Below are 22,354 nucleotides of genomic sequence, written 5' to 3'. Positions count from 1 at the left end.
GAAGGGGGTGGCTAATCATTTTTTCAGCCTATTTACCCCCTCCTTGCCGTCGTGTTATTTAACAAACAACATTTCCTGATAGGTAGGCAGCGGCCAGAAATTGTCGGCCACTTCCCCTTCCAGTGCGTCGGCATATTCGCGCACCTTATCCATCAAGGGACGGATTGTTTGAGCGGAATGCTGCATATGTTCCTCGATCGAGTCAAAATCGTCTTTAGCCATGGACTCACTCAGTTTGCCAACGCTATCCATCATTAACTTAATCAGATTCGAGAGGGTTTGGGCGTTTTCCTTATTGATCTCGATGCCGATCGCCGCCGCATTAGAGATCGCCAAAGACAATTCCGACAAGTAGCGAACGGCAGCGGGATAAATAATCGTTTTAGCCATACTTACCACCAGTTCCGCCTCCACCTCGATGGCCAGCAAATACTGTTCCGCATAGACATCAAAACGACTTTCCAGTTCAACGGGGGTAAACACACCCATGCGGGCAAACAGTTCTTCGATATAATCAGCTTTCAGCACGGGTAAAGCATCGGCAGTGGTGCGGAGATTAGCCAAACCGCGCTCTTCTACCGCCATTTTGTGCCATTCCGGGGAATATCCGTTACCTCCGAAGATCACATTTCTGTGCTTGTCCATGATCTCCTTGAGAACACCCTCGGCGGCAGTATTGAGGTCTTCCCCGGCTTTCATCCGGCTTTCTAAGTTATCCGCCACCCAAGTCAGGGAATCGGCTAGAATCGTGTTCATCGCCACCAGCGGCCCGGAAACTGACTGATTAGAACCCACAGCGCGGAATTCAAAGCGATTGCCCGTAAAAGCAAAAGGAGAGGTACGATTGCGATCGCCAGGATCCTTGGGGAATACCGGCAGGGTATCGACACCGAGATCCATCAATCCCGGGGCATCAGAACCCTCAATTCGGCCTTGGCTAATTTGGTCGAATACCTTTTCTAACTGGCTGCCCAAATATACCGAAATAATCGCGGGAGGAGCTTCATTTGCCCCCAAACGGTGATCATTACTGGCAGTAGCCACCACTGCGCGTAAAAGCGGCCCGTACTTGTGAACGCCACGAATCACCGCCCCACAGAATAACAAAAACTGCATATTAGCGTGGGGAGTATCGCCCGGATCCAACAGATTGCCCTGGGTGGCGTTGCCGACGGACCAGTTAACGTGTTTTCCCGAACCGTTAATTCCTGCAAAGGGTTTTTCATGCAGTAGGCAGACAAAACCGTGTTTTTTAGCCGTACTTTTCAGCAAAGTCATAATTAACTGCTGATGGTCACTGGCCACGTTAGCGGCCTCGAAAAAGGGCGCAATCTCGAACTGTCCGGGAGCGACTTCGTTATGGCGGGTTTTGGCCGGAATGCCGAGGCGATACATTCTTTCCTCTACTTCCTGCATAAACACCTGAACCCGTTCGGGAATCGCGCCAAAATAATGATCGTCGAACTGTTGACCCTTAGCGGCGGGTTTACCAAATAGGGTGCGACCGGTGAGCAGTAAATCGGGGCGACTATGGGCAAAATGAGCATCTACGAGAAAATATTCCTGTTCAGCACCGCAGCTGGAGTTAACGGGGGCGACTTCCGTATGTCCTAAGAGCTTCAGCACCCTGGTGGCGGCTTTACTCATCGATGAAATCGAGCGTAAAAGCGGCGTTTTTTTGTCGAGGGCCTCTCCTGTCCAAGAGATGAAAACCGTGGGGATACACAGGGTGACACCATTATCCGTCTCCATGACGTAGGCGGGACTGGTGACATCCCAAGCGGTGTAACCCCGCGCTTCAAAGGTGGAGCGAAGGCCGCCGTTAGGAAAGGAGGATCCGTCCGGTTCCCCCTGTACTAAGACTTTGCCCGTAAATTCCGTGATCACCGAACCGTCGCTCTGCACGGAGATAAAACCATCGTGTTTTTCGGCGGTGGCGTTGGTCATCGGATAGAAGACGTGAGCATAGTACAGCGCCCCTTTGGACGTGGCCCAATCCTTCATCGCAGCCGCTACCGCACTGGCGATGGAAACGTCTAATTTTCCCCCGGTTAAAATCGTGTTTTTGACCGATTTGAATACGTCTTTGGGAAGACTGGCCTGCATTTTGCTCAGGGTAAAAACATCGGTTGCCCACAGGGCCTCTAAACGCTGAGGAATTTTGCTAGGTAGGGGTTTACGATCCGTTACTTGAGAGATAGCTTGAACACGCGTTCCATAACTCATAAGTATTTTTCCTATTTTGTTGTGTCGTGGATGAAGGGTTACTTTACTTAGGCGATGACAAGTTTCCTACTGATTTTGATGTTGAATTCCGGTCAGAGGCTATTCTCCGCTTAATAATTTTGATCCCACGGCACAAGCTTCTCTGCGGTTTTTATCTGCTTGCGCCGGCCTCTTTTCCGATCAATTAGCAACACCAGCCTTCATCTTAAGAACAGATGATCGAGAGATTTGTATCAAAGATTACAAATATCCCAAACCCGATCTTCCACCAGCGATCGCACTGAGAAAACGGGTTTCTTTGAGAAACCTGTTTTCTGGAGTATAGATAAAACTCTATACATCTATGCAATCGATAAAAAAGTGATATTTGACAAAATCGGGGGGGGGGGTATGATTTTTGGTGGAATTTACCCAAAATTGCTCATGAATACTACAACTAACTTCAAATCTCTGTCTGGTGTCGGTGTTGTCCTCGCCGGCACAGTTAGCGCCATCGCTGGAATGACTGTCCTCCCCGCCAGCGCCGTCACCTTTACTGGAACTGGTACTGGTTTCAACATCCCCGACAACAACGCCACAGGTGCTTCCAGCACTATTACCGTTCCCACCGGTTCCAACTTCCTGATCACCAACATCACCGTCACCCTCAATAACCTAACCCACACCTTCGTCGGTGATTTGATCGCCAATCTCACCTACGTCCCAACCAACACGACAGTCACTCTGTTCAACCGGATTGGTCGGGTTAGCAGTGGGCAGGGTGACTCCAGCAACTTCAACGGCAACTACAGCTTCAATGATGCCTTTACCGGCAACATCTGGTCCGTAGCGGCTTCCGGAGATGCTAGCTTTAACATCCCCAGCGGCAACTACTTCCCCACCGGTGCGGATAGTGGCACCCTTGTTCCCATACTCACTTCCTTGGGTGGATCCCAGACCGCTGGCGACTGGCGGCTGAGGATTTCAGATCTTTCGGGTGGTGATGCTGGCAGTCTTGGCAGTTGGACGCTGAATTTGGAGGGGACTCCCATTGCTCCCGTTTCTGTTCCCGAATCAAATTCTGTCTTAGGTTTGCTGGCCCTAGGCTTACTGGGAACGGCAGCGGCATTTAAGCGCCATTAGGGCAGCCATAGAAAACGGGTTTCTCAAAGAAACCGGTTTTCTGGAATACATAAGCTGTTTAAGTATAGTGATATCGTGCTGCTAAAAACTCAATGCGGTCATCTTTGACTCGATAGACTAGACGGTGTTCTGTGGTAATTCGGCGTGACCAAGTATTAGCTTCAAGATACTTTATGGGTTCTGGTTTGCCTATCCCAGTAAAGGGATCGGCGGTGACAGATTCTACGAGATCGAGTAGGCGAAAGGCGATTTTTTTATCTGTTTTGTACCACCATCTTAAATCTTCTCGAAATTAACTGTCAAAGACAATTGCCCTACTCTTGGCGTTCAATTCCTAACTCCTGACAAAGTTCTGTAACTGTCTGTCCCGGTATTGTTTTAACGTCCCTCTCCATTGAACGTTCCAGTGCTGCCAATAACTTTCGAGCATTCGCAGGCGATCGCAAAAGATAAACGGTTTCTAATAAGCCAGTTAATTCCTCTGCGCTCAATAGTGCCATATCTTTATGACCAGGGCGCGTAATAATCGCCATACTATTCTCGCTTTCCAATCGATCCAGAAGGCTCGCTAAATTTTCTTGAGCTTGAGTGTAGGTAGTTTGGATAGAAAACATAAGGCGATGACAACGAGTTGATTCGATTTTAGCTTATTTCATCAACTGAGAAAACGGGTTTTTTAAAGAAACCCGTTTTCTGGACTTAGGGCGATCGCTAGGGATTGCTAACTCGCGCTAGACTGGAATCAGGGCTCTTCTGGTTTCTGTGTGGAAATGAGGTCTATACTGATAGTTTATTTAACAAAATAGTCCTAAAAGTCTTTCCCAGTAAACATTTGACGATTTCATAAGCAAAAATTATCACACAAAGTCGAGAAGAGCCGAATCAGTAGATTGGCCAGTATGGTAAGCTGAGAAAAATGGCAAAATTATCGCCAGAGTCAAAACAACTGATAATCACATCGACAATCTTCGAGACAATAACTGAGCTTTATTCCTGTCAATGATGCTAACAAAATATCTAAAACAAGCAATGGAACTGGCAACCTATGAAGTTCTAGAAGACGGTACTTTTTATGGAGAAATTCCGGGATTTGAGGGAGTATATGCTAATGAAACAACCCTCGAAGCTACTAAGGAACAGTTACAGGAAGTTTTGGAAGGCTGGGTTATTTTAGGACTACGCTTACAGCATCAGTTACCGATTGTTGACGGTATCAATCTAACCCCTCAACAAAAAATCGCCTGATGCCACCTTTTGCCCCCATCAAAAGGAAAGAGTTAATTCGCCAGTTGAGAAAGCTGGGATTTTCTGGTCCTCTGGTAGGAGGAAATCATCAATATATGGTGCAGGGAAAATTAAAAATCTGGATTCCTAATCCACACCAAGGAGATATCAGTAAAAGCTTGCTGGCTAAAATTTTACAACAAGCAAATATTAGTAGAGAAGAATGGGAAAAATTACGTTAAACAATTCTGTCTTGGAAAAGTTAAAAACTGTTCTCAATTAAGCAAGATGAATGCCATAGAAAAGGGGTTTCTTTGAGAAACCCCTTTTCTGAACTGTCAATCTCTTGTCTCGATTAATTCGGGGACAAGTTCAGGAATAAAACCTGGTTCAGCTAAAGAACCAGTAACATGATGTTCAAAGACTTCTGCGGGGGGAAAAGTTTTCTTGACTTCCTGAGATTGCGGATCCGTAGAAGGTAGCCATTTAATTACGGCTAAAGGTAGGAGAGTAGAGAGATTAGTAATCACTACCAATAACCAAAGGTTATCAAAATTAGTTTCGGTGACTCCCAACCAATGGGTTAATAAAGCGCCGATTTCTTGGGAAACTAATCCTGACATATTCCAGATGGACATTAATAAAGCGAATAGAGATGCTTCAATGCCCACGGGACAAAGACGGGCCGATAAAATTAAGACGGGTAAAAAGGCAATTTGTCCCATGACGGTGAGGATGAGACTATCCCCCAAACTAAACCAATGATCGTCAATACCGAGCGCTCGATTAGTATGGGTAACTAAGATTAGGGTAGTCATCCCTAAAAGCGCGGAAATCACCGTACTCCAACCCAAAATTAAACGAAAGGAAATCGCTTTTAAAAACCTTTGATATACCCAGATACCTAGGATTGAGGCTAAACTGGTGACTAAGCGCACTCGTCCTAAAAATTCCGGTTCAAATCCTAACTCGTTGGTGGTGAAGTAGAAAAAGGCAGAATCGGCGCTAGGAGTAGCCTGCCAGAGGAAAATAAAGGCAGTGGGTAATAAAATTGATTTTTGTCTAATTGCTGACCATAATTGCCCGATTTGCTCCTTGACTTTCGGCGTGGATTGTGATTCATCATTATTCTTGATTTTTTCCTCTGTAATTAAAAACGCCATAGCTGAGGCAATCAGGGGAAAAATAGCCGTGAGAGCGAAGACGGGACGAGTGCCGAGGTGTGCCAGTAACCAACCACCGAGATAAGCCGTAATTAAGCCGCCTAGGGCCGATATTCCCCAAGTTAAGGACTGTAGAGAGCCGGATTGAGTGAAGGACTCTCTGCGGGCCCTTTCTACTACCAAAGAATCGACGATGACATCGCTAATGGTGACAGAAAGGGAACCAAGCAGGATCGCCGCCGTCGCTTGCCAAGCATTCTCCACCACAGTGGCTAGGGCCAACCAAGCTAAAACCCCGAGAATTCCCGATAAAATTAGGTAGGGCCGACGACGATAGCCGAAAATAGGCAAACCATCCGAAAGAAAGCCAAAAGCTGGTTTAATCACCCAAGGAATCGCCGCTACTCCGATTAATGCCCCCATCTGGGAGGGACTCAAGGCCAAATCGTCTTTTAAAAAGAAGCTAACCGCTAATCGGGAGAGTCCGAGAATGCCCTGGACGAAATAAACCCCTAAAATGCCAATTAATTCGGGATTAGGGTCATTTCCGAACAAGATAGTCTCTTTAAGGAATTTTTTCCCGCGATCGATGCCAAGGCGATTAATAAGCATGAAGTTTCATAAATATTTGTTACTGTCTCTATGATAATGATTGAGCGCTCGATCGGTGCGTTAGCTGTTAGGGTTTAACTGTTGAGCTTTAGGTTTTGGCGGTTGGGTATTGGGTTTTAGGGTTTTAGTTGAATTTCCCCATAAAAGGCTTATTGTAGTGTTATGGGGAAAGTTTTTTGCGATCGCTCTATTAATATACGGAAAGATTTTTTTAAATGTGTATTTGATGTGATATAGGGAAACTTTCCGTATAATCCTCAGTTAGGTTTACCAACAAAGGCGAGAGATGAAAAAAGTTCTAAACGTAGGTGGCAACAGCAAGGCGATTCCGCTTCCGCCCCAATATTCAGAATTTGAACACTTGCTGCTCGATATTGACCCGAAAGGTTCACCAGATATTGTGTGCGATGCGCGTAATCTTACCACCCTTGAAAGTGGTCAGTTTGACGCTGTTTACTGCTCACATAACCTTGAACACTACTACCGACACGATGTACAGAGAGTCCTAGCTGGGTTCCTACACGTACTTAAGGACGGCGGTTTTGCACATATTCGGGTTCCGGACATCCAGGAACTGATGCGGATCACAATTGACAGGGGTTTAGATATTGATGATGTCCTGTATCAATCACCGGCAGGGCCAATTATGGTTCTAGATGTCCTTTACGGTTATAGCGTTGAAATCGAGCGCAGTAAAAAAGACTTTTTTGCTCATAAGACCGGTTTTACACATAAATCGTTGTTGAAAGCCTTGCAAAAGGCTGGCTTCTCAAAGATATATATTGCTGCTGGCAATCTTGAAGTGTCTGCTTTGGCATTCAAAGTGGCGCCAGACCATGATACACGATTACTTTTCAACCTCCCTCCTGACTAACAGCAATCGTTTTGTATGGCCTACCTAGGGTTTGCTAAATAATGGTAAAACCCTTTCAAAATAAGGCTTTTGACCTGTTAAAACCCGATTTTAGTGAAAGAAAATAGTGCGATCGCTATTGCCGTAGACGTAGGGTGCGTTCCCTAAGGTCAGTTCTACCACTGCACCGATCGATTTTGGGGAACGCACCCTACTCATTCATTAAAGTTGATAAGTCTAGGTGAGCTAATATCCTCTGCCAGATTAGCACTTAATTGGGGATAGATCATCTACTTCTTACATTATAACAGACTTATTGTCGTGTTATTGGGAAAGTTTCTTGCGATCGCTATATTTGAGAGTAATATAGTGCGATCGCATCGCCTCCTAGGTTGGGTTGAGCGCAACAATAGCGGGTCGAAAATACCTCAAGTCGCTTGTTTAAGCGAAACCCAACCACCCCAAAGGTTACTCTTGCTTGGGTTGACTACAATAGTTGCTGTCATTCCCATCTGGAGCCATAGTTCTCTCAAATCTCGTATAACTCCTGTAACCATCTCAAAAAATTTGCTGATTGGGGATGGGATTGATTAAGTATTCTTTGTTTTACTGCATCGTGAAGTTGTTTCCCCGGCGGATCTTGCCAAGCTAAATAGGTATGAATATTAGCCTTATCTAGATGATAATCCCTATAGGTTGCCCCTTGTTGTTTTGCCTCTATCACCTTGTTTTGTGTATATTGCCAAAGATTATTATCGGGAACTAAATAGGCTAAAAAAGTCTCTAACATTCCTCTAGATTGATTATCGGGCATCATCCACACACCGAATTTTATCCCCGATTCTAGAGTTATAATTAATCCCTCTGCTGGTAAATTTTGAGGTAAGTTAGGTATATTTGGTAAACAGGCATTATATAAACTTTTCCAACGATTATTAGGTTCTTGGTCTGCATCCATAATAATTCCTAAATGAGTTAGTCCACTATCATTGATTTCGTTGTAAATATTATCGCTATCGAGTAAACTCTCAATGCTACCAGCGGGTTTAATATAGATAGTAGCTGTGTCCTTTGTCTCTCCCCAAGAGATGCCATGGGCTTCTGCTAATTCGGGAATCACTCTCATGTCTTCTCTTCCCTCTACCAAAAGTTTTTTAGGATGTATTTTGGGCATTTTTAGCGAACCTCAATATCTCTTTCAGAAGCGAGGTAAATTTGTCTAGTATTGAAGGAAACTGCTTTTTCCTTGTCCTTATCTATCCTTTGAATAGTAATCTCGTTATCGGTAATTTTTTCTTCGGTAATTAATTCGCCTAAACTTTGCCAACAATCCCGGCTGTGAGTGGTGGCGAATACCTGAATATTGAGTTTTTTAGCGGTTTCCCAGACTACTTTCCACATATCAGTCATGACAGTAAAGTGCAATCCGCTATCAATTTCATCAACTAATAAAATTCCATTTTCAAGGTTAACCATCGCTAAAATTAATCCCAACATCCGCCAAAATCCATCTCCTAAACTGCCAATAGGGATAGGTTGATCATGATTTTTAATTTTGATTAAAAACCCACCTCTAACACCTAGGTTATTTGAAGTTAAATACTTGCCAGAACCAACACTGGCTATCCTTTCAATTTTTGGCTCAATAATTTTCAAAGATTCAATAATTAAATCTTCTAAAGGAGAGAGAACAATGTTGTCAAAAAGTGCTGCCATATCAGAACTTGTTAGAGAAAATGGTGTTAAGAACTTCAATTCAATTTTATTATCAATACCTATTTTATGGGAAATTCTGCTTAAACTAGCCATTCTTCTTGTAGAATCTCTGGCAAGAGTACCGTTGGCAAGAAGTTCCATTTCAATAGGTTTTTGTGAGCCAATCCATCCAATACTTAAAAGAAGTTTACCCCATTCCTCATTGTCGAAATTGTTATCATTATTTTGATTTAGATCATCATTTTTGCCTGAAAATAAAGATAGTTGTATAGGAATGCTTTCGACAGAAATGGTAACACTTGCTAGATAGGATTTGCCATATCCACTGATGATAATTTTTTTACTTGGGATGATTTCATGCCCATGAAATAAATGACAAATTTCAAAAACTTTAGTGCGACCAGCTAACTTATTTTCCAACCAAGCGAACTCACCTCTATAGCTAATAGTTTCAAGAAATATATCTATATTATTCTGAGCATACAAAAACTGAATCGCTTCTAAAATAGAAGTTTTACCGCTATTATTTTTACCTACTAAGAGATTAATTCGACCAAGATTGGCCATCTCAAAATTTTGAAAACCGCGAAAGCCTTCAATTTTTAGGGATTCTAACATGAGTAATTACCCTGGATTTTCCGTTATTAAATCTAGTTTATCTCAACCCCAGAAAACACCTCAATTAATGACAGAGCAGCACCATGGCGATACCGATACCCAAACTTAAACCGACCAGCACCTGAAAAGGAGTATGACCAATTAATTCCTTTAAACGTTCCTCGTTAAATTCCTTGCCCTCCTGGAACATTTCATCGATAATTTGATTGAGAATCCGGGCCTGTTTTCCTGCTGCCTGACGCACTCCAGCCGCATCATACATAACAATAACCGCAAAAAGCGCAGCGATGGCAAATTCGGCACTAGACCAACCCATCTGTAATCCTACCCCAGTAGCCAAGGCCCCCACCAGTGCCGAGTGAGCGCTAGGCATTCCCCCCGAGGAGACTAGATAGCGCAGACTCACCTTACCATCGCGGATTAACTCAATCAGCGCTTTTAGTCCCTGGGCAGTGAAACAAGCTAAAAGAGAGATTAGCAGTATTTGATTGTGTAACACCTGCTGGAAGTCCTGCATAATCTCATTCGTTTAATTTAATTTTTACGATTAACAATATACTCGGCGATGGCCCGTAAAGGTTCAGCGGCCTCATCGTAGCCACTCAATTCATTGATGGCACTATCTATTAACTGTTGAGCTTGCTGGCGGGACCCTTCTATCCCCCAGAGACTGGGATAGGTAGCTTTTTGTGCCTGTAGATCCTTACCGGCGGTTTTGCCCAATTCCTCCTTTGTCGCCGTGATATCGAGAACATCATCGATAATTTGGAAAGCCAAGCCAATGTTTTGGGCATAACGGGCTAATTTAGCTATATCTTCCCCTTTTGCCCCCGCTAAAACTGCCCCCGACACCACAGAAGTCTCCAACAAGGCGCCGGTTTTCTGAGTATGGATAAAACTGAGAGTTTCCGCCGAAATATCCGGTTTTCCTTCGGATTCCAAGTCTAAAACCTGACCTCCCACCAAACCCGCTGCCCCGACAGTGCGACCTAAACGGGCAATTACATCTAAAACCTGTACAGGAGGTACATTACGAGTCTGGGTAACCACATACTCGAAAGCGTAGGCTAGGAGACCATCCCCCGCTAAAATAGCGATATCTTCGCCAAAAACCTTATGATTGGTTAATTTCCCGCGCCGGTAATCATCGTTATCCATGGCGGGTAAATCGTCATGAATTAATGACATAGTGTGAATCATTTCTAGGGCGCAAGCGGTGGGTAAAGCCATCTCTAGGGAACCCCCCATCAATTCACAGGTAGCCAGACATAAAATCGGCCGCAGACGTTTGCCACCAGCGAGGAGAGAATAGCGCATCGCCTCGTAGATTTTGGCAGGATTGCCGATAACTAAAGAGCTATCCAAAGCTGACTCGACAATCAACCGCTTTTCCTCCAGATAGGAAGCCAGAGAAAAGTTCTCGTTTTTCCTCACTTCTACTCCTCGTTCGCCCCTAGTAACCATGTCTTTTTGTCTTGAACCGACTGCTTTTAAAACTATATCAGGAAACTTCACCTCGATCAGAATTAAACTGACTGCTCCCTTGTCCCCTAATCTGTTGACTATCTAAATTACTCCTTCAGACTGCATGGCAGCACCGGAGTTGACAGTCTGAGCATTTGTACTAAAATTTCCCAGACGGAGATGGGCCAATTTTCTTTTCTGATGCCTATTTTCTCTTTTAACCTGAAAAAATACATCCCTCAGCCCAGTCCGAGAATTAGCAAAAAACGGGCGATACAATTGAATTTCGCCGCAGTTATCAGGGGAAATGCTAAAGTTTTGATGATTCGGTCAAACTTCCGTTTTCTTAGCTTGCGGTTGAGAAATTTCTCGATTAGCCTAGAATTAGGATTATCCTAGGAATATATTGTATGCTGCCAGGGCAAATTTTAGGCGATCGATACCAAATTCAAAGTCAGTTAGGTAAACAAACCGGAAGACGCACGTTTCTGTCCCAAGATTTAAAAACGGGCGCTACTGTTGTCGTCAAATTATTAATCTTCAGTCCCGATTTTGAATGGACAGATTTAAAACTTTTTGAACGGGAAGCAGAAACTCTTAAACATCTAGATTGTCGCTCGATTCCTGAATATATCGACTATTTTGAAGTTCGCACCGATACCTATCAAGGTTTTGCCCTTGTTCAGAGTTATATCGAGGCTAAATCTCTCAAGGAACAGATAGAAACTGGTCGCAAATTTAGTGAAGCAGACCTACAAGAATTAGCTAAATCTATCCTAGGTATTTTAATTTATCTCCATGGACTTAACCCGCCAATTATCCATCGAGATTTGAAACCTAGTAATATTTTACTAAAAGATCGATCGGGTCATAGTATCGGTAATGTTTATTTAATTGATTTTGGTTCTGTCCAGACTGTTGCTCAACAGGAACAGGCCACTTTAACTATTGTCGGAACCTACGGTTATATGCCCCCCGAACAATTTGGTGGTCGCACTGTTGCCGCTTCTGATTTATACAGTTTAGGAGCCACTTTAATCTATCTAGCTACAGGCATTCATCCCGCCGATTTACCCCAAAAAGATGGCAAAATTCAATTAAATAATTTAGCTAATTTAAGCCCTGCTTTTGTTCATTGGTTAGGGCAGTTAATTGAACCTAGTCTCGAAAAAAGGTTTGTTTCAGCACAGGCAGCAAATCAAGCTTTAAATACTCTCCACGAAATGCAATTAACTTCCTCGAACCTTGAAAAACCCGCAGGGAGTCGGGTACAGTTGCAAAAAAGCGAGGAGAAAATTAAAATATCTTTACCTCCCGAAGGTTTTACCCCTAAATTAATTTATCTTGGCACCTTTGCCATCGCTTGGAATGCTTTTTTATTAGTATGGACAGGAGGAGCAATTTCTATTCCTCTGTGGATAAGTTGGTTTTTTCTGCTCTTTTCCTTGCCCTTTTGGTATGTGGGTTTAGGAATGCTTTACCAGATTATTTATTGTCTCAAAGGGGAGGAAATTATAACTATTAATAGTCAAGAAATTGTTACCATTCAGCGAATTTGGGGTTTGACACTTCCGGGCAAAAAGAAAATGGCAAGACAACATATTAATAAACTGGTGAAAGCTGATAGTTATCATAGCAAAGATGGCGATGGCGATCGAGTTTATGTGCCGATGGCTTTAACTATTTGGGCGGGGACTAAAGAATATACTATTAGCAGTAAGACAAAAGCCTATCTGAGTAAACCCGAAATTGAATGGTTAGCAGCGGAATTAAGCCAATGGTTAGGAATACCAATTACTAATAAGTAGCCAGTTACAATCAGCTTTTTTCTCCCCTCTCCCCACTCCCCCACTGCTTACTGATTACTGCTTACTGATAACTGAAAAATCTCCCCACTCCCCCACTTCCGCACTCCCCCATTTCCTAATTCATAATTCATAATTCATAATTCCCACCCCCTGATATAGACGAACTGTCTGTGACCGGTGTAAAATTTTATGAAGAGTCTCGGCTTTTTTCTCCCTTTTCCTGAGAAATGCCCCAGAGCCAGTGACTAAGATCAAAATTGTGCATCCCATCGATAATTAAGTTTATGAGCGCCACTATTACCGTAGAAAAACGCAAATTAGAAAAACCCCCTTTAGAACTGCATTATCTCGGCGATCGAGTCCTGCGTCAACCGGCCAAGCGGATTGCTAAAGTCGATGACAGCATTCGCCAATTAGCCAAAGAAATGCTGCAAACTATGTATAGTGCCAATGGTATCGGTTTAGCGGCTCCGCAAGTGGCAGTCAATAAACAATTGATTGTCATCGATTGTGAACCCGATAAACCAGAAAATCCGCCCCTAATTCTGATTAATCCCCAAATTATCGGTTATGGTCGGGAATTGTGCAAAGCGGAAGAGGGTTGTTTGAGTATTCCCGATGTCTTTTTAGATGTCATCCGTCCCCAAGCGATCGAAGTGAGTTATAAAGATGAACAGGGGAAACCGCGAAAACTGCAAGCTAACGGTTTACTAGCGCGGGTAATTCAACACGAAATGGACCATCTTAATGGTGTCATGTTCGTGGATAGAGTAGATAACGATTTGGCACTCAATGAAGAATTAAAAAAACACGGTTTTTCCGTGCAAGCGGTGAAACCGGTCGAGAAAGTGACAAAATAAAGGCATTAGTTAATTTAGGTGAGGAGTGAAGATGACCCCGAAAAGCGGCGTTTTATTGTTATTATCCTGTATTGCAGCGATTGCTGGTGTGGGTTGTGTCTTTGAAATTAGTTCGGGAGAACCGGATTTAGGCAATACCACCACTGGCTTAATTCTAGCGGCAAGTGTGCCACTAACAGCCCTATTTTTTTGGGCAGCGGTTAAAGACACGAGAGCCAATTACAAATAGAATAACTTCCCCTCGGTTATCGAAAAATTGGCATAATTTTCATGAGCAGAAGAGAGAATTTACTTCTCTCTTTTGTTCGTTTTAACTACAGGGCAAATTGCCAGAAAAAGTTACTACTTTTTAGGATTTTATCATCTTTTATAGCAATCAAGTATATCCCGATGGGTGAAAATCTGATTAGGTAAAGATTTCCCCAGGCTGCATCTCACATTTACAGAAATACCGACAATCAGCAATTATCAGTGACTAGAACTCTTGCAAATTAATTATATGTTATAATGATAGGTTAACTAATTTTTTTGGGAAAATTAGTTAATTAGTAGATTTGTTATGAATAAAAACCTGATATCATTTTTCAAAAGTAATGACAGACTTAGTTGATCATTTCAAAGCGCAATCCCTCTCGGAGAAAGGAATTGCACTTTCAGATGTTAGTCACGACTATGAAAATTGGTATGAAGTTTTACTTTTAACTCAAAACTCTTTAGAGCTGCTTTAATTTGGTTATCAAAACCTCTTTATTTAAGCGGCACAAACTATCTCAATTATAAAAATTGAGAATAAATTCCCCTTATAGATTAATGTTTGACAACTTTTAAGGCTCTTCGGGAATTATTATGCAAATAATTAACTTAAAAATAAAATTCGATGAGAGTACCTACGCGCAAAAGTAGCCGATTATTATCTATCTCTCGCGGTTTCTCTGGCATCGGAATTCGCCATCGATGCAGTCGAGCGAGACCATCAGGGTGGAACCCCGAAACTGGCGCGCGATCGCCTCCGCCAAAGTGGTCTTTTGACCTTAATTATTCCCCGAGAATACGGTGGTTCTGGCGAGAGTTGGATTACCTTATTTCGCATCGTTCGAGAGTTCGCCCAAGTCGATAGCTCGATCGCTCATATTTTTTCCTACCATCATCTTGGGGTGATCGTTCCCCATCTTTTCGGGACGATCGAACAGAAGGAATACTACTACAAGGAAACCATCCGACAGAATTGGTTTTGGGCGAATGCGTTAAATCTCTTGGATCGTCGGACAGCGATCGCTTCCGAGGGCGATATTTTCCGACTAGAAGGCAAGAAAAGCGTCTGTTCCGGTTCTTGGGATTCTGACATTTTACCCGTTACGGCGATCGATCAGGAGACGGGGAAAATATCGGTTCTTGTGGTTCCCACCCAGCGTGAGGGAGTAGAACTGCACGCCGATTGGGATAATATGGGTCAACGGCAAACCGATAGTGGTAGTGTTTCGTTTCATAATGTGGCGATGATCACCAATTACCCATCCAAGAATTCCATCTCGAAAGTGGTCAACAGCCTTCCATATCGAGATTTTGTTCTTTTTTTTACCAACAAAGGTCTCTAATTCATCTAGTTCTCCCACTTCTGGAATCGTTTCTGAATTATAGGAATCAGGCAGCAGTTTTCCCACTTGTTTGACCCAATCCATAATGGTTGTTCGTGAGACTGTTGTCACTCTCTCAATGCCTCGAAATCCCATGCCATTTACCTACATTTTCAGACAGCTACGCTTAACATCATCGCTATAGCCCTTGATTTCCTAGCTGTGGATGAACTGACGACCACAGTTTACACATATATAGTTTTGTTTTTGACCACGATGACCATTTTTATTGATGTGGTCACTTTTACATTCTGGACATTTTATCGTTTTTTTTCCTTCATTGAGTTTCTATCTATTTTGCCTTCTCATCTCTTCATCTGACAAAGCCCGATTTTGAGAACTGCTGGTGACATCAATTTCTATGACTAAATCCGGTGCTGGGTCTTCATTTAAGTCCCGTCGCTTTTTCCCCCGAACCGCCGCAATATTATCAATGTAAAAACATTCATCCGGTTCTGCACCGCTTAATTGAGGGCGTTTAAAGGTGGTAGAACCGAGGGGATAAATCGAGACTGCTGATTCTTCAGCCATTGTCTCAACAAATCGCCCCGCCACTTTCTTGAATCTTTCATGTCCGGTCGAAGGGGCCATGATTTCTAAATTGCCACGATTGTAGGTCAGCTAGAGATGGCGATCGCTCATTTCGGCGAGCAGCGTTTCGTAGGTTTTCCAGCTAATCCCGGACAGGTGAATTATTTCAGCCGGTGGTGCGAGCAGTGTTACAGTCATAGATTCAAGCAAAAATCCCATGCTTCCATAATAATCAAAGGGTGAGCATTGCCCACCCTTGCTAATTAAGCAGTTACTACCTGGGAAGCTAACCGTTTAAAGGTCAATCTTTCATCGGCCACATCGACAAAAATCGTGTCTCCCCCTTTGAATTCGCCGCGCAGAATTGCCTTAGCGATCGGAGTTTCCACATATCTTTGTACTGCCCGTTTTAAGGGTCGCGCACCGTACACTGGATCGTAACCAATTTCTGCTAGATAATCGAGGGCAATATCGGCAAGTTTCAGGGCTAATTTTTGTTCCATCAAGCGATCGCTGAGATTGGCTGTCTGTAGTTTGACAATTGAGCGCAGTTGTGCTTTTTGTAAACTATGGAAAATGATCGTTTCATCGATACGATTGAGGAATTCGGGACGGAAACTATTCCGCATTGCTTCCATCACCCGGGCCTGCATTTCTTCATAACGAGACTCATCACCGGCCACGTCTAAAATGTATTGAGAACCGATATTACTGGTCATAATAATGATTGTATTTTTGAAATCAACCAGATGACCTTGAGAGTCGGTTAAGCGCCCATCGTCAAGGATTTGTAACATAACGTTAAAAACGTCGGGATGGGCTTTTTCAATCTCATCAAAGAGGATGACAGAGTAGGGACGACGCCGGATTGCCTCGGTTAATTGTCCCCCTTCATCGTAGCCGACGTATCCCGGAGGCGCACCCATAAGACGGGAAACGCTGTGTTTTTCCATGTATTCCGACATATCGATGCGAACTAGGGACTCTTCCGTGTCAAAGAGATTGCGAGCTAAAGCTTTCGCCAATTCTGTCTTACCAACACCCGTCGGACCGAGGAAAATAAAGCTGGCCGTGGGACGGTTGGGATCCGATAAACCGGCGCGGGAACGTTGAATCGCTTCGGCCACGGCTGTCACCGCTTCCTCTTGACCGATGACACTTTCGTGTAATTCCTCTTCCAGATTGAGGAGTTTTTCTTTTTCCGATTCGATTAATTTATTGAGAGGAATTCCCGTCCATTTCGAGATAATTTCGGCGATATCCGATTCGAGAACTTCTTCCCTTAATAAACTTTTACCGGTGGTTTGTTTGTCGGCCAATTGAGTTTCTAGGGCGGACATTTGCCGCTGCAGATCGGTTAATTTTCCGAACTTTAATTCCGCAGCGCGATTATAATCATAATCTCGTTCGGCCTGTTGAATTTCCAGATTAACTTGTTCGATCGCTTCTTTAACCCCACGAACTTTATCGATAATCTCTTTTTCCCCTTGCCATTGGGCATTTAATCCCGATTGTTCTTCCTTGAGGTTAGCCAGTTCTTTTTCTAACTTTTCTAACCGTTCTCGCGAAGCTGGATCATATTCCCGTTGTAGGGAAAGTTTTTCCATTTCTAACTGGAGAATTTTGCGATCAATTTCATCGAGTTCTTCCGGTTTAGAAGTGATTTCCATCTTCAATTTTGCCGCCGCTTCATCAACTAAATCGATGGCCTTATCGGGCAAAAAGCGATCGCTAATATAACGATTAGAAAGCAGTGCCGCCGCTACTAAAGCATTATCGGCAATTTTCACCCCATGATGCACCTCATAACGTTCTTTGAGACCGCGAAGAATCGAAATAGTATCGACCACATTTGGTTCATCCACTAAAACCTCTTGGAAGCGTCTTTCTAGCGCCGCATCTTTTTCGATATATTTGCGGTACTCATCGAGGGTAGTGGCCCCAATACAACGTAATTCACCCCGGGCTAACATTGGTTTTAATAAATTGCCCGCATCCATTGCCCCTTGAGTGGCTCCCGCACCGACAACGGTATGAATTTCGTCAATAAACATGATGATATTGCCTTGGGAATCGGTGACTTCCTTGAGGACAGCTTTTAATCTTTCCTCAAATTCTCCGCGATATTTTGCTCCCGCAATTAAGCCACCTAAATCGAGAGAAATAAGAGTCCTATCTAACAGAGATTCTGGCACATCACGGTTAATAATCCGCTGGGCTAATCCTTCGACAATGGCGGTTTTTCCTACTCCCGGTTCCCCGATTAAAACTGGGTTATTTTTAGTCCGACGCGAGAGGATCTGAATGGTGCGACGGATTTCGTCATCCCGTCCAATTACGGGGTCTAATTTACCTTCCCGTGCCAATTGGGTGAGATCCCGTCCGTATTTTTCTAGGGCCTCATATTTGCCTTCTGGATTCTGATCGGTCACTTTTTGACTACCTCTGACTTGTTGAATAATTTCCTTGAGTTTGTTTTCGGTAAGTCCGAATTCTTGAAAAATATTTTTACCGAAGCGATCATCTTTAGCGTAACCTAAAATCAAATGCTCGATCGAGATAAAGTCATCTCCAAATTCTCGGCGATAATTTTCTGCTCGATCGAGTAAACTATCTAAACTACGACCTAAATAAATCGAGTCGCCGGGGTTAGAGATTTTCGGTTGACGACGGATAAAGTCATCGGTTCGATCCCGCAAACGGGCTAGACTAATATTAGCTTTACTAAAGACACTGCCCGCTAATCCCTCCTGTTCCAGTAGGGCTTTCATTAGATGTTCGCTTTCGATTTGTTGCTGGCTGTTCTGTTTGGCAATGTCCGGCGTTTTGACGATTGCCTCCCAAGCTTTTTCCGTAAATTGTTGTGGATTGGTTGGCTGCATTTTCTATAAGAGATTACTTTTATACCCTAGAGATTATTCTAGATTGACCGGTTTGTCGGCTCCTAGGGGCTTACCGTACCTAGTTAAGGGGGATTTCCCCTCAACTGTGCGATTTGAGCCGCTAAAGTTGATCAGCTGTAATGGATTTAAACTACGTCTGGGAAATTTTAGTACAAATGTTCAAGCTCTCAACCAAGCTAAAATCTTAAGTAGCTGGTTATAATTAAATTAAAAATGAATTTTAGGTTCGATCCCCCCTGCCCCCCTTGATAAGGGGGTGTCTGATAATTTTTAACGCCTACCTACTTAATTATTAAAGATGTTCACTGTTGACTGATAACTGATAACTGATAACTGATAACTGATAACTGATAACTGATTAAAGCCCACCCTAAAATACTATCTAAGCGATTAAAGATTTAACTTTACTAATAATACCAACTGGGTCAATACCTTGGTGGGGGAATTGTTCCCATAAACCGCCACAACCTTCATGGTGAGTACCGATATAGGCGTATTTAGGAGTTAAACCGCGTTCGAGTAACCAAGAACCATAACGGCTACCTAAACCCGTACGACGGTTAAATGCTTCTACCACTAAAACAAAGGGAGAACTACCAACTTTAGCGATAATTTCTTCATCCACCACATTGAGAGTCGGTTTATTAATTAAACCCACGTCAACACCTTCTTGTTTTAGACGTTCCACTGCATCCAAAGCTCGGTATAAACCATCGCCAAAGCTGATGATATAACCGGCAGTGCCTTCCCGAATTACTTCATCTTTTCCGGGGACAAAGGTATAACCATCGCCAAAGAAATTATTACCTTTAGTATCAAGAATATTGGGAGTTTTAGAACGAGTCGAGAAGATAAAACGTAAACCGTGTTGATGGAAAGTTGCCTCGACACAAGCGGTCATTTGTGCCGCATCGGCCGGAAAATAAAGACGGGTTTCGTAACCGTCATCCAGTCCATTATCGGCAAAGAAATTATTCAAACCAAAGTGACAGGTATTATCCGCCATATCATCGATACCGGAATGGGAAAAATGACATAAAAGATTAGAATAATTCAAGCGGGCCATGGTGATTTCAGAAATACACATTTCTAGAAAAGCGGCAAAGGTGGCGAAAATTCCCTGTTTACCTTTTTCCATACCAAAACCAGCAGCCGCCGAAAGATTGCCCCGTTCCATAATACCGGAAGGAATAAACACTTCGGGATGTTTATCGTGGATAATTTTCAGACCGCAGGAACCCTCTAAATCGCTATCTACTACTAATACCTTAGCCTTGCGTTCTTCCTCGCTCATTTTGCCTAAAAGACTGACTACTGCTTCGCCGAAAACGTTGCGGTTAGAACCCCATTTATCCCCAGAACCGAGGAATTTATAGTCATTAGAAGGCTTCTTAATACTGTTGAGATATTCCACGGCGGCACTGTGTCCTTTTGCCTCTAAATATTTCAAAGCCAAGGGGACAGAAATCACATCATGACCGTGGTTAGAACCTTCTAACCCTTCAATACCGGGACACATGGGACGTTTATTAATAATCGCAATCGGGCCGGGAGTATTAATTGCTTCACAGATATTGCGATACAAACTATCGATATCTTCCCCATCTCCCACTAACACTTTTAGTCCATGACCGGCGAGAGTTTTAGCCACATCATAACCGGGTAAATATTTGGAAGGATTACCAGCAATGGTAACATCATTATCATCAATAATCAGCTTAACATTGATGTGTTGAGCTACGGCTAAACGGGCAGCTTCTGCGTCATTGCCTTCCTGTTGAGAACCATCGGAACCTAAACAAAAAACGGTTTTTCCGGGGTTAGCTAAAGCGACACCGTTAACGTAGGGCCACATATGTCCTAAACGGCCAGAACTAAATTTTACGCCGGGAGTTAATCCTAATTCCGGGTGTCCAGGGAGTTTAGAATTAGCCTCGCGGTAGTGCATTAATTGTTCTGGGGGTAAAGAACCTTCTAACGCAGACATGAGATATTGAGTACCGACGCGGTGTCCCGCTTCATCGAAGAAAATTGGTACAAATTGACTAGGTTGACTGCGGAAAAGAGCATCGAGAATCACCACTTCCGGGACGGTATCGTAGGGGCCGCCGGTGTGACCACCCACACCCCGGGCCGCACCCGTGGCAGTAAAAAAGATGATAGCATCGCGACAGAGTTGGATATTGGCTTTTAGGGCGCTTCTTTGCTCGTCGGTGAGGGTGGGGTTACTGGGGTCGAGACTGATGGGTTTATAGGCAGTCAAATCGATGGGAAAGGCTGTCATTGTCGATTTTCCTTAATGTAGAGAAATAACTATAGTCAGGGAAATCATAGCCTAGAATGTCACCCGATCGATTGATTGAATAATTTCTTATCGAAAATTTGGGTTGAAAACCCCGTCCTTTGAGGACGGCTTTAAGCTACAACGGAAAAGGCGATAACCAAGCTAAAAACTAAACCTTGACCACAGATAGTAGGGGGTTTCGTTCAGAAAAGAATTCAAATTCGGCCTTAAACGAGTAAAACTTTCTAGGAAATAAGGTTGAACATGAGATTTTTTCCACTTGTTCAAAGTGGCCGTCCGGCATTCGGACACTGAAAACGGACGGGTCGGAAAGCGTAAGACTACCGCTAAGGTAGCGGCATCCCGTGAAGCGTCAACCCAGCGGTCGGTCGTTTAATTAAGTTTGTTCGATCTGCCGGTCATCACCGTCCGGCCCCGGCGGTGAGGATGTCAACATAGATACCCCTTAATAATTCCACTTCACCCCTTATCCTCCTTAGTAGCTGACCATTGAGTTAACCTGGCGCCAATCAAAGCAGCCGGAGCGGGCAACGCCATCGCTAACTTTTCTTCTGGGAGAATTAACGACAAGGCAATTGAACTGATTAGCCCTGATGCAATAAAAATCATTGCAGTTTGGTTTTTACTAGCCATTCGGACAAAATTAAAGGGAGAATAAAACACACTAAAAGAAAAACCATAAATTTTTGTTTAACTATCGCGATTAACTTTAAGGTGCTTGGTTTTTAAAAGGATGATTCGAGGGTAAATTAGCCTGTAATCCAAACTTCCAAGCTAAATATCCTGCCAATTCGGTAGCTTTATTTTCCGTGGTGATTACTAGCTTGGCTATTCTCTGTTAAACCAGCGGACCCATTGAATTGCTCCACCAATACGAAATTCTGGGCGAATATTAAAAGTCCCCCATTTACCCCTGTTATTTCTAGAAGCCCATTGACACTGAGAAAGTCATTCCCCCCAGAAACAAACCGGGAAGTAACTATTCTCCAGGAATTGTTCCCAGTAGTTTGACTATCGGCTGCTCCGTTCACCACATTAGGAAAATGAGAAACGGTCAAAGGCGCGTTAGCCAAATCTGGTCTATCTTGCCAGTTAAAGCCTTGAATCGCCCCCACTGAAGTATGATTATTATCAATATATTTTAATCAATTCTCTCAGCACTCTGTAGTATTTTATTCTTTCTTCTCGGTTTCTTTCTCTATAACGAAGTTCCTTCTTTTTTCTGGTAACTTTCATTTTTTTTAAGGCATAGCAAATGGCACTTGGTCTCACTCCAAACTTCTCGGCTCTGTCTCTTAATCTTGCCTCGGGATTT

At 43.4% G+C, this 22,354-nt stretch carries 21 protein-coding genes and 3 pseudogenes; 9 read left to right on the top strand and 15 right to left on the bottom strand.

Features of this window, described 5'->3' with window-relative positions; all coding sequences use genetic code 11:
• Positions 1-54: 54 nt before the first annotated feature.
• Positions 55-2,226, bottom strand: a complete 2,172-nt coding sequence (locus IM475_RS02065) for a glutamine synthetase III family protein (protein ID WP_287726527.1) — start codon at positions 2,224-2,226, stop codon at positions 55-57.
• Between the two features lie 423 nt (positions 2,227-2,649).
• On the opposite strand from IM475_RS02065, the gene IM475_RS02060 reads away from it, so the two are divergent.
• Positions 2,650-3,348, top strand: a complete 699-nt coding sequence (locus tag IM475_RS02060) for a proprotein convertase P-domain-containing protein (protein WP_502865414.1) — start codon at positions 2,650-2,652, stop codon at positions 3,346-3,348.
• A 58-nt stretch (positions 3,349-3,406) separates the two neighbouring features.
• On the opposite strand, the pseudogene IM475_RS02055 reads toward IM475_RS02060, so the two are convergent.
• Both IM475_RS02055 and IM475_RS02050 read right to left on the bottom strand, forming a co-directional pair.
• Positions 3,407-3,679 (bottom strand): annotated as a pseudogene (locus IM475_RS02055) (Txe/YoeB family addiction module toxin).
• Positions 3,663-3,962 (bottom strand): type II toxin-antitoxin system Phd/YefM family antitoxin, encoded by a 300-nt coding sequence (locus tag IM475_RS02050; protein ID WP_002753456.1) that lies wholly within the window; start codon positions 3,960-3,962, stop codon positions 3,663-3,665. The pseudogene IM475_RS02055 and the gene IM475_RS02050 overlap by 17 nt, the downstream one beginning before the upstream one ends.
• 385 nt (positions 3,963-4,347) lie before the next feature.
• On the opposite strand from IM475_RS02050, the gene IM475_RS02045 reads away from it, so the two are divergent.
• Positions 4,348-4,593 carry a type II toxin-antitoxin system HicB family antitoxin gene (locus IM475_RS02045; protein WP_002753457.1) on the top strand — a complete coding sequence of 82 codons (246 nt, stop codon included), beginning with the start codon at positions 4,348-4,350 and terminating at the stop codon, positions 4,591-4,593.
• Positions 4,593-4,814: a type II toxin-antitoxin system HicA family toxin gene (locus IM475_RS02040; RefSeq protein ID WP_002732388.1), complete on the top strand. Its 222-nt coding sequence runs from the start codon at positions 4,593-4,595 to the stop codon at positions 4,812-4,814. Before IM475_RS02045 ends, IM475_RS02040 begins: the two co-directional genes overlap by 1 nt.
• Before the next feature lie 96 nt (positions 4,815-4,910).
• Here IM475_RS02040 and IM475_RS02035 read toward each other — a convergent pair whose 3' ends face one another.
• Positions 4,911-6,347 carry a folate/biopterin family MFS transporter gene (locus IM475_RS02035; RefSeq protein ID WP_287726525.1) on the bottom strand — a complete coding sequence of 479 codons (1,437 nt, stop codon included), beginning with the start codon at positions 6,345-6,347 and terminating at the stop codon, positions 4,911-4,913.
• Between the two features lie 286 nt (positions 6,348-6,633).
• Here IM475_RS02035 and IM475_RS02030 point away from each other — a divergent pair, with 286 nt between their 5' ends.
• Positions 6,634-7,221 (top strand): class I SAM-dependent methyltransferase, encoded by a 588-nt coding sequence (locus IM475_RS02030; protein WP_287658326.1) that lies wholly within the window; start codon positions 6,634-6,636, stop codon positions 7,219-7,221.
• Positions 7,222-7,729: 508 nt separating this feature from the next.
• Here IM475_RS02030 and IM475_RS02025 read toward each other — a convergent pair.
• From IM475_RS02025 to crtE, 4 genes are all read right to left on the bottom strand, one after another.
• Positions 7,730-8,374, bottom strand: coding sequence for a DUF3226 domain-containing protein (locus IM475_RS02025; protein ID WP_287658328.1), 645 nt, complete (start codon positions 8,372-8,374; stop codon positions 7,730-7,732).
• Between the two features lie 2 nt (positions 8,375-8,376).
• A complete protein-coding gene (locus IM475_RS02020) occupies positions 8,377-9,534 on the bottom strand; it encodes an AAA family ATPase (protein ID WP_287726524.1) in 1,158 nt (385 codons plus the stop codon).
• Between the two features lie 64 nt (positions 9,535-9,598).
• The gene (locus IM475_RS02015; protein WP_287726523.1) at positions 9,599-10,051 is read right to left on the bottom strand and encodes a divergent PAP2 family protein; all 453 of its coding nucleotides are present in this window, start codon (positions 10,049-10,051) and stop codon (positions 9,599-9,601) included.
• 17 nt (positions 10,052-10,068) lie between these two features.
• Positions 10,069-10,998 (bottom strand): geranylgeranyl diphosphate synthase CrtE, encoded by a 930-nt coding sequence (gene crtE, locus IM475_RS02010; RefSeq protein ID WP_287726522.1) that lies wholly within the window; start codon positions 10,996-10,998, stop codon positions 10,069-10,071.
• Between the two features lie 410 nt (positions 10,999-11,408).
• On the opposite strand from crtE, the gene IM475_RS02005 reads away from it, so the two are divergent.
• The 5 genes from IM475_RS02005 to IM475_RS01985 all read left to right on the top strand — a co-directional run bounded on the left by IM475_RS02005 (position 11,409) and on the right by IM475_RS01985 (position 15,261).
• Entirely contained in the window at positions 11,409-12,806 is a 1,398-nt protein-coding gene (locus tag IM475_RS02005; protein WP_287726521.1) for a serine/threonine protein kinase, read from the top strand.
• Between the two features lie 284 nt (positions 12,807-13,090).
• On the top strand, positions 13,091-13,666 hold the full coding sequence (gene def, locus IM475_RS02000; RefSeq protein WP_046662465.1) for a peptide deformylase: 576 nt from the start codon (positions 13,091-13,093) through the stop codon (positions 13,664-13,666).
• Between the two features lie 31 nt (positions 13,667-13,697).
• On the top strand, positions 13,698-13,895 hold the full coding sequence (locus IM475_RS01995; protein WP_002731987.1) for a hypothetical protein: 198 nt from the start codon (positions 13,698-13,700) through the stop codon (positions 13,893-13,895).
• Positions 13,896-14,259: 364 nt separating this feature from the next.
• Positions 14,260-14,394: a hypothetical protein gene (locus IM475_RS01990; RefSeq protein ID WP_287658335.1), complete on the top strand. Its 135-nt coding sequence runs from the start codon at positions 14,260-14,262 to the stop codon at positions 14,392-14,394.
• Between the two features lie 204 nt (positions 14,395-14,598).
• Positions 14,599-15,261: an acyl-CoA dehydrogenase family protein gene (locus IM475_RS01985; RefSeq protein ID WP_353737427.1), complete on the top strand. Its 663-nt coding sequence runs from the start codon at positions 14,599-14,601 to the stop codon at positions 15,259-15,261.
• On the opposite strand, the pseudogene IM475_RS01980 reads toward IM475_RS01985, so the two are convergent.
• The 7 genes and pseudogenes from IM475_RS01980 to IM475_RS01950 form a co-directional block, all read right to left on the bottom strand.
• Positions 15,163-15,564: pseudogene (locus tag IM475_RS01980) on the bottom strand (IS1 family transposase); the annotation flags it as partial. The gene IM475_RS01985 and the pseudogene IM475_RS01980 sit on opposite strands and share 99 nt — an antisense overlap.
• 24 nt (positions 15,565-15,588) lie before the next feature.
• Positions 15,589-15,921 (bottom strand): Uma2 family endonuclease, encoded by a 333-nt coding sequence (locus IM475_RS01975; RefSeq protein ID WP_287658356.1) that lies wholly within the window; start codon positions 15,919-15,921, stop codon positions 15,589-15,591.
• A gap of 173 nt (positions 15,922-16,094) precedes the next feature.
• Positions 16,095-18,713: an ATP-dependent chaperone ClpB gene (clpB, locus tag IM475_RS01970; protein ID WP_287658336.1), complete on the bottom strand. Its 2,619-nt coding sequence runs from the start codon at positions 18,711-18,713 to the stop codon at positions 16,095-16,097.
• Between the two features lie 403 nt (positions 18,714-19,116).
• Entirely contained in the window at positions 19,117-21,018 is a 1,902-nt protein-coding gene (locus tag IM475_RS01965) for a thiamine pyrophosphate-binding protein (protein WP_287726520.1), read from the bottom strand.
• A 480-nt stretch (positions 21,019-21,498) separates the two neighbouring features.
• Entirely contained in the window at positions 21,499-21,672 is a 174-nt protein-coding gene (locus IM475_RS01960; RefSeq protein WP_287658338.1) for a hypothetical protein, read from the bottom strand.
• A 167-nt stretch (positions 21,673-21,839) separates the two neighbouring features.
• Positions 21,840-22,154 (bottom strand): hypothetical protein, encoded by a 315-nt coding sequence (locus tag IM475_RS01955; protein ID WP_287658340.1) that lies wholly within the window; start codon positions 22,152-22,154, stop codon positions 21,840-21,842.
• A 19-nt stretch (positions 22,155-22,173) separates the two neighbouring features.
• Positions 22,174-22,354, bottom strand: a pseudogene (locus tag IM475_RS01950) (IS630 transposase-related protein); the annotation flags it as partial.

This window comes from Microcystis sp. M061S2, assembly GCF_020245605.1.
Classification (GTDB): Bacteria; Cyanobacteriota; Cyanobacteriia; order Cyanobacteriales; family Microcystaceae; genus Microcystis.
The sequence above is the reverse complement of the archived record's forward strand: the minus strand, read 5'-3'. Positions and strand labels throughout refer to the sequence as shown.

Bases quoted from the DNA above. Each gene is read 5' to 3' on its own strand.
- IM475_RS02065 (WP_287726527.1), bottom strand. From the start codon at position 2,226: ATGAGTTATGGAACGCGTGTTCAAGCTATCTCTCAAGTAACGGATCGT.
- IM475_RS02060 (WP_502865414.1), top strand. From the start codon at position 2,650: ATGAATACTACAACTAACTTCAAATCTCTGTCTGGTGTCGGTGTTGTC.
- IM475_RS02050 (WP_002753456.1), bottom strand. From the start codon at position 3,962: ATGTTTTCTATCCAAACTACCTACACTCAAGCTCAAGAAAATTTAGCG.
- IM475_RS02045 (WP_002753457.1), top strand. From the start codon at position 4,348: ATGATGCTAACAAAATATCTAAAACAAGCAATGGAACTGGCAACCTAT.
- IM475_RS02040 (WP_002732388.1), top strand. From the start codon at position 4,593: ATGCCACCTTTTGCCCCCATCAAAAGGAAAGAGTTAATTCGCCAGTTG.
- IM475_RS02035 (WP_287726525.1), bottom strand. From the start codon at position 6,347: ATGCTTATTAATCGCCTTGGCATCGATCGCGGGAAAAAATTCCTTAAA.
- IM475_RS02030 (WP_287658326.1), top strand. From the start codon at position 6,634: ATGAAAAAAGTTCTAAACGTAGGTGGCAACAGCAAGGCGATTCCGCTT.
- IM475_RS02025 (WP_287658328.1), bottom strand. From the start codon at position 8,374: ATGCCCAAAATACATCCTAAAAAACTTTTGGTAGAGGGAAGAGAAGAC.
- IM475_RS02020 (WP_287726524.1), bottom strand. From the start codon at position 9,534: ATGTTAGAATCCCTAAAAATTGAAGGCTTTCGCGGTTTTCAAAATTTT.
- IM475_RS02015 (WP_287726523.1), bottom strand. From the start codon at position 10,051: ATGCAGGACTTCCAGCAGGTGTTACACAATCAAATACTGCTAATCTCT.
- crtE (WP_287726522.1), bottom strand. From the start codon at position 10,998: ATGGTTACTAGGGGCGAACGAGGAGTAGAAGTGAGGAAAAACGAGAAC.
- IM475_RS02005 (WP_287726521.1), top strand. From the start codon at position 11,409: ATGCTGCCAGGGCAAATTTTAGGCGATCGATACCAAATTCAAAGTCAG.
- def (WP_046662465.1), top strand. From the start codon at position 13,091: ATGAGCGCCACTATTACCGTAGAAAAACGCAAATTAGAAAAACCCCCT.
- IM475_RS01995 (WP_002731987.1), top strand. From the start codon at position 13,698: ATGACCCCGAAAAGCGGCGTTTTATTGTTATTATCCTGTATTGCAGCG.
- IM475_RS01990 (WP_287658335.1), top strand. From the start codon at position 14,260: ATGACAGACTTAGTTGATCATTTCAAAGCGCAATCCCTCTCGGAGAAA.
- clpB (WP_287658336.1), bottom strand. From the start codon at position 18,713: ATGCAGCCAACCAATCCACAACAATTTACGGAAAAAGCTTGGGAGGCA.
- IM475_RS01965 (WP_287726520.1), bottom strand. From the start codon at position 21,018: ATGACAGCCTTTCCCATCGATTTGACTGCCTATAAACCCATCAGTCTC.
- IM475_RS01960 (WP_287658338.1), bottom strand. From the start codon at position 21,672: ATGGCTAGTAAAAACCAAACTGCAATGATTTTTATTGCATCAGGGCTA.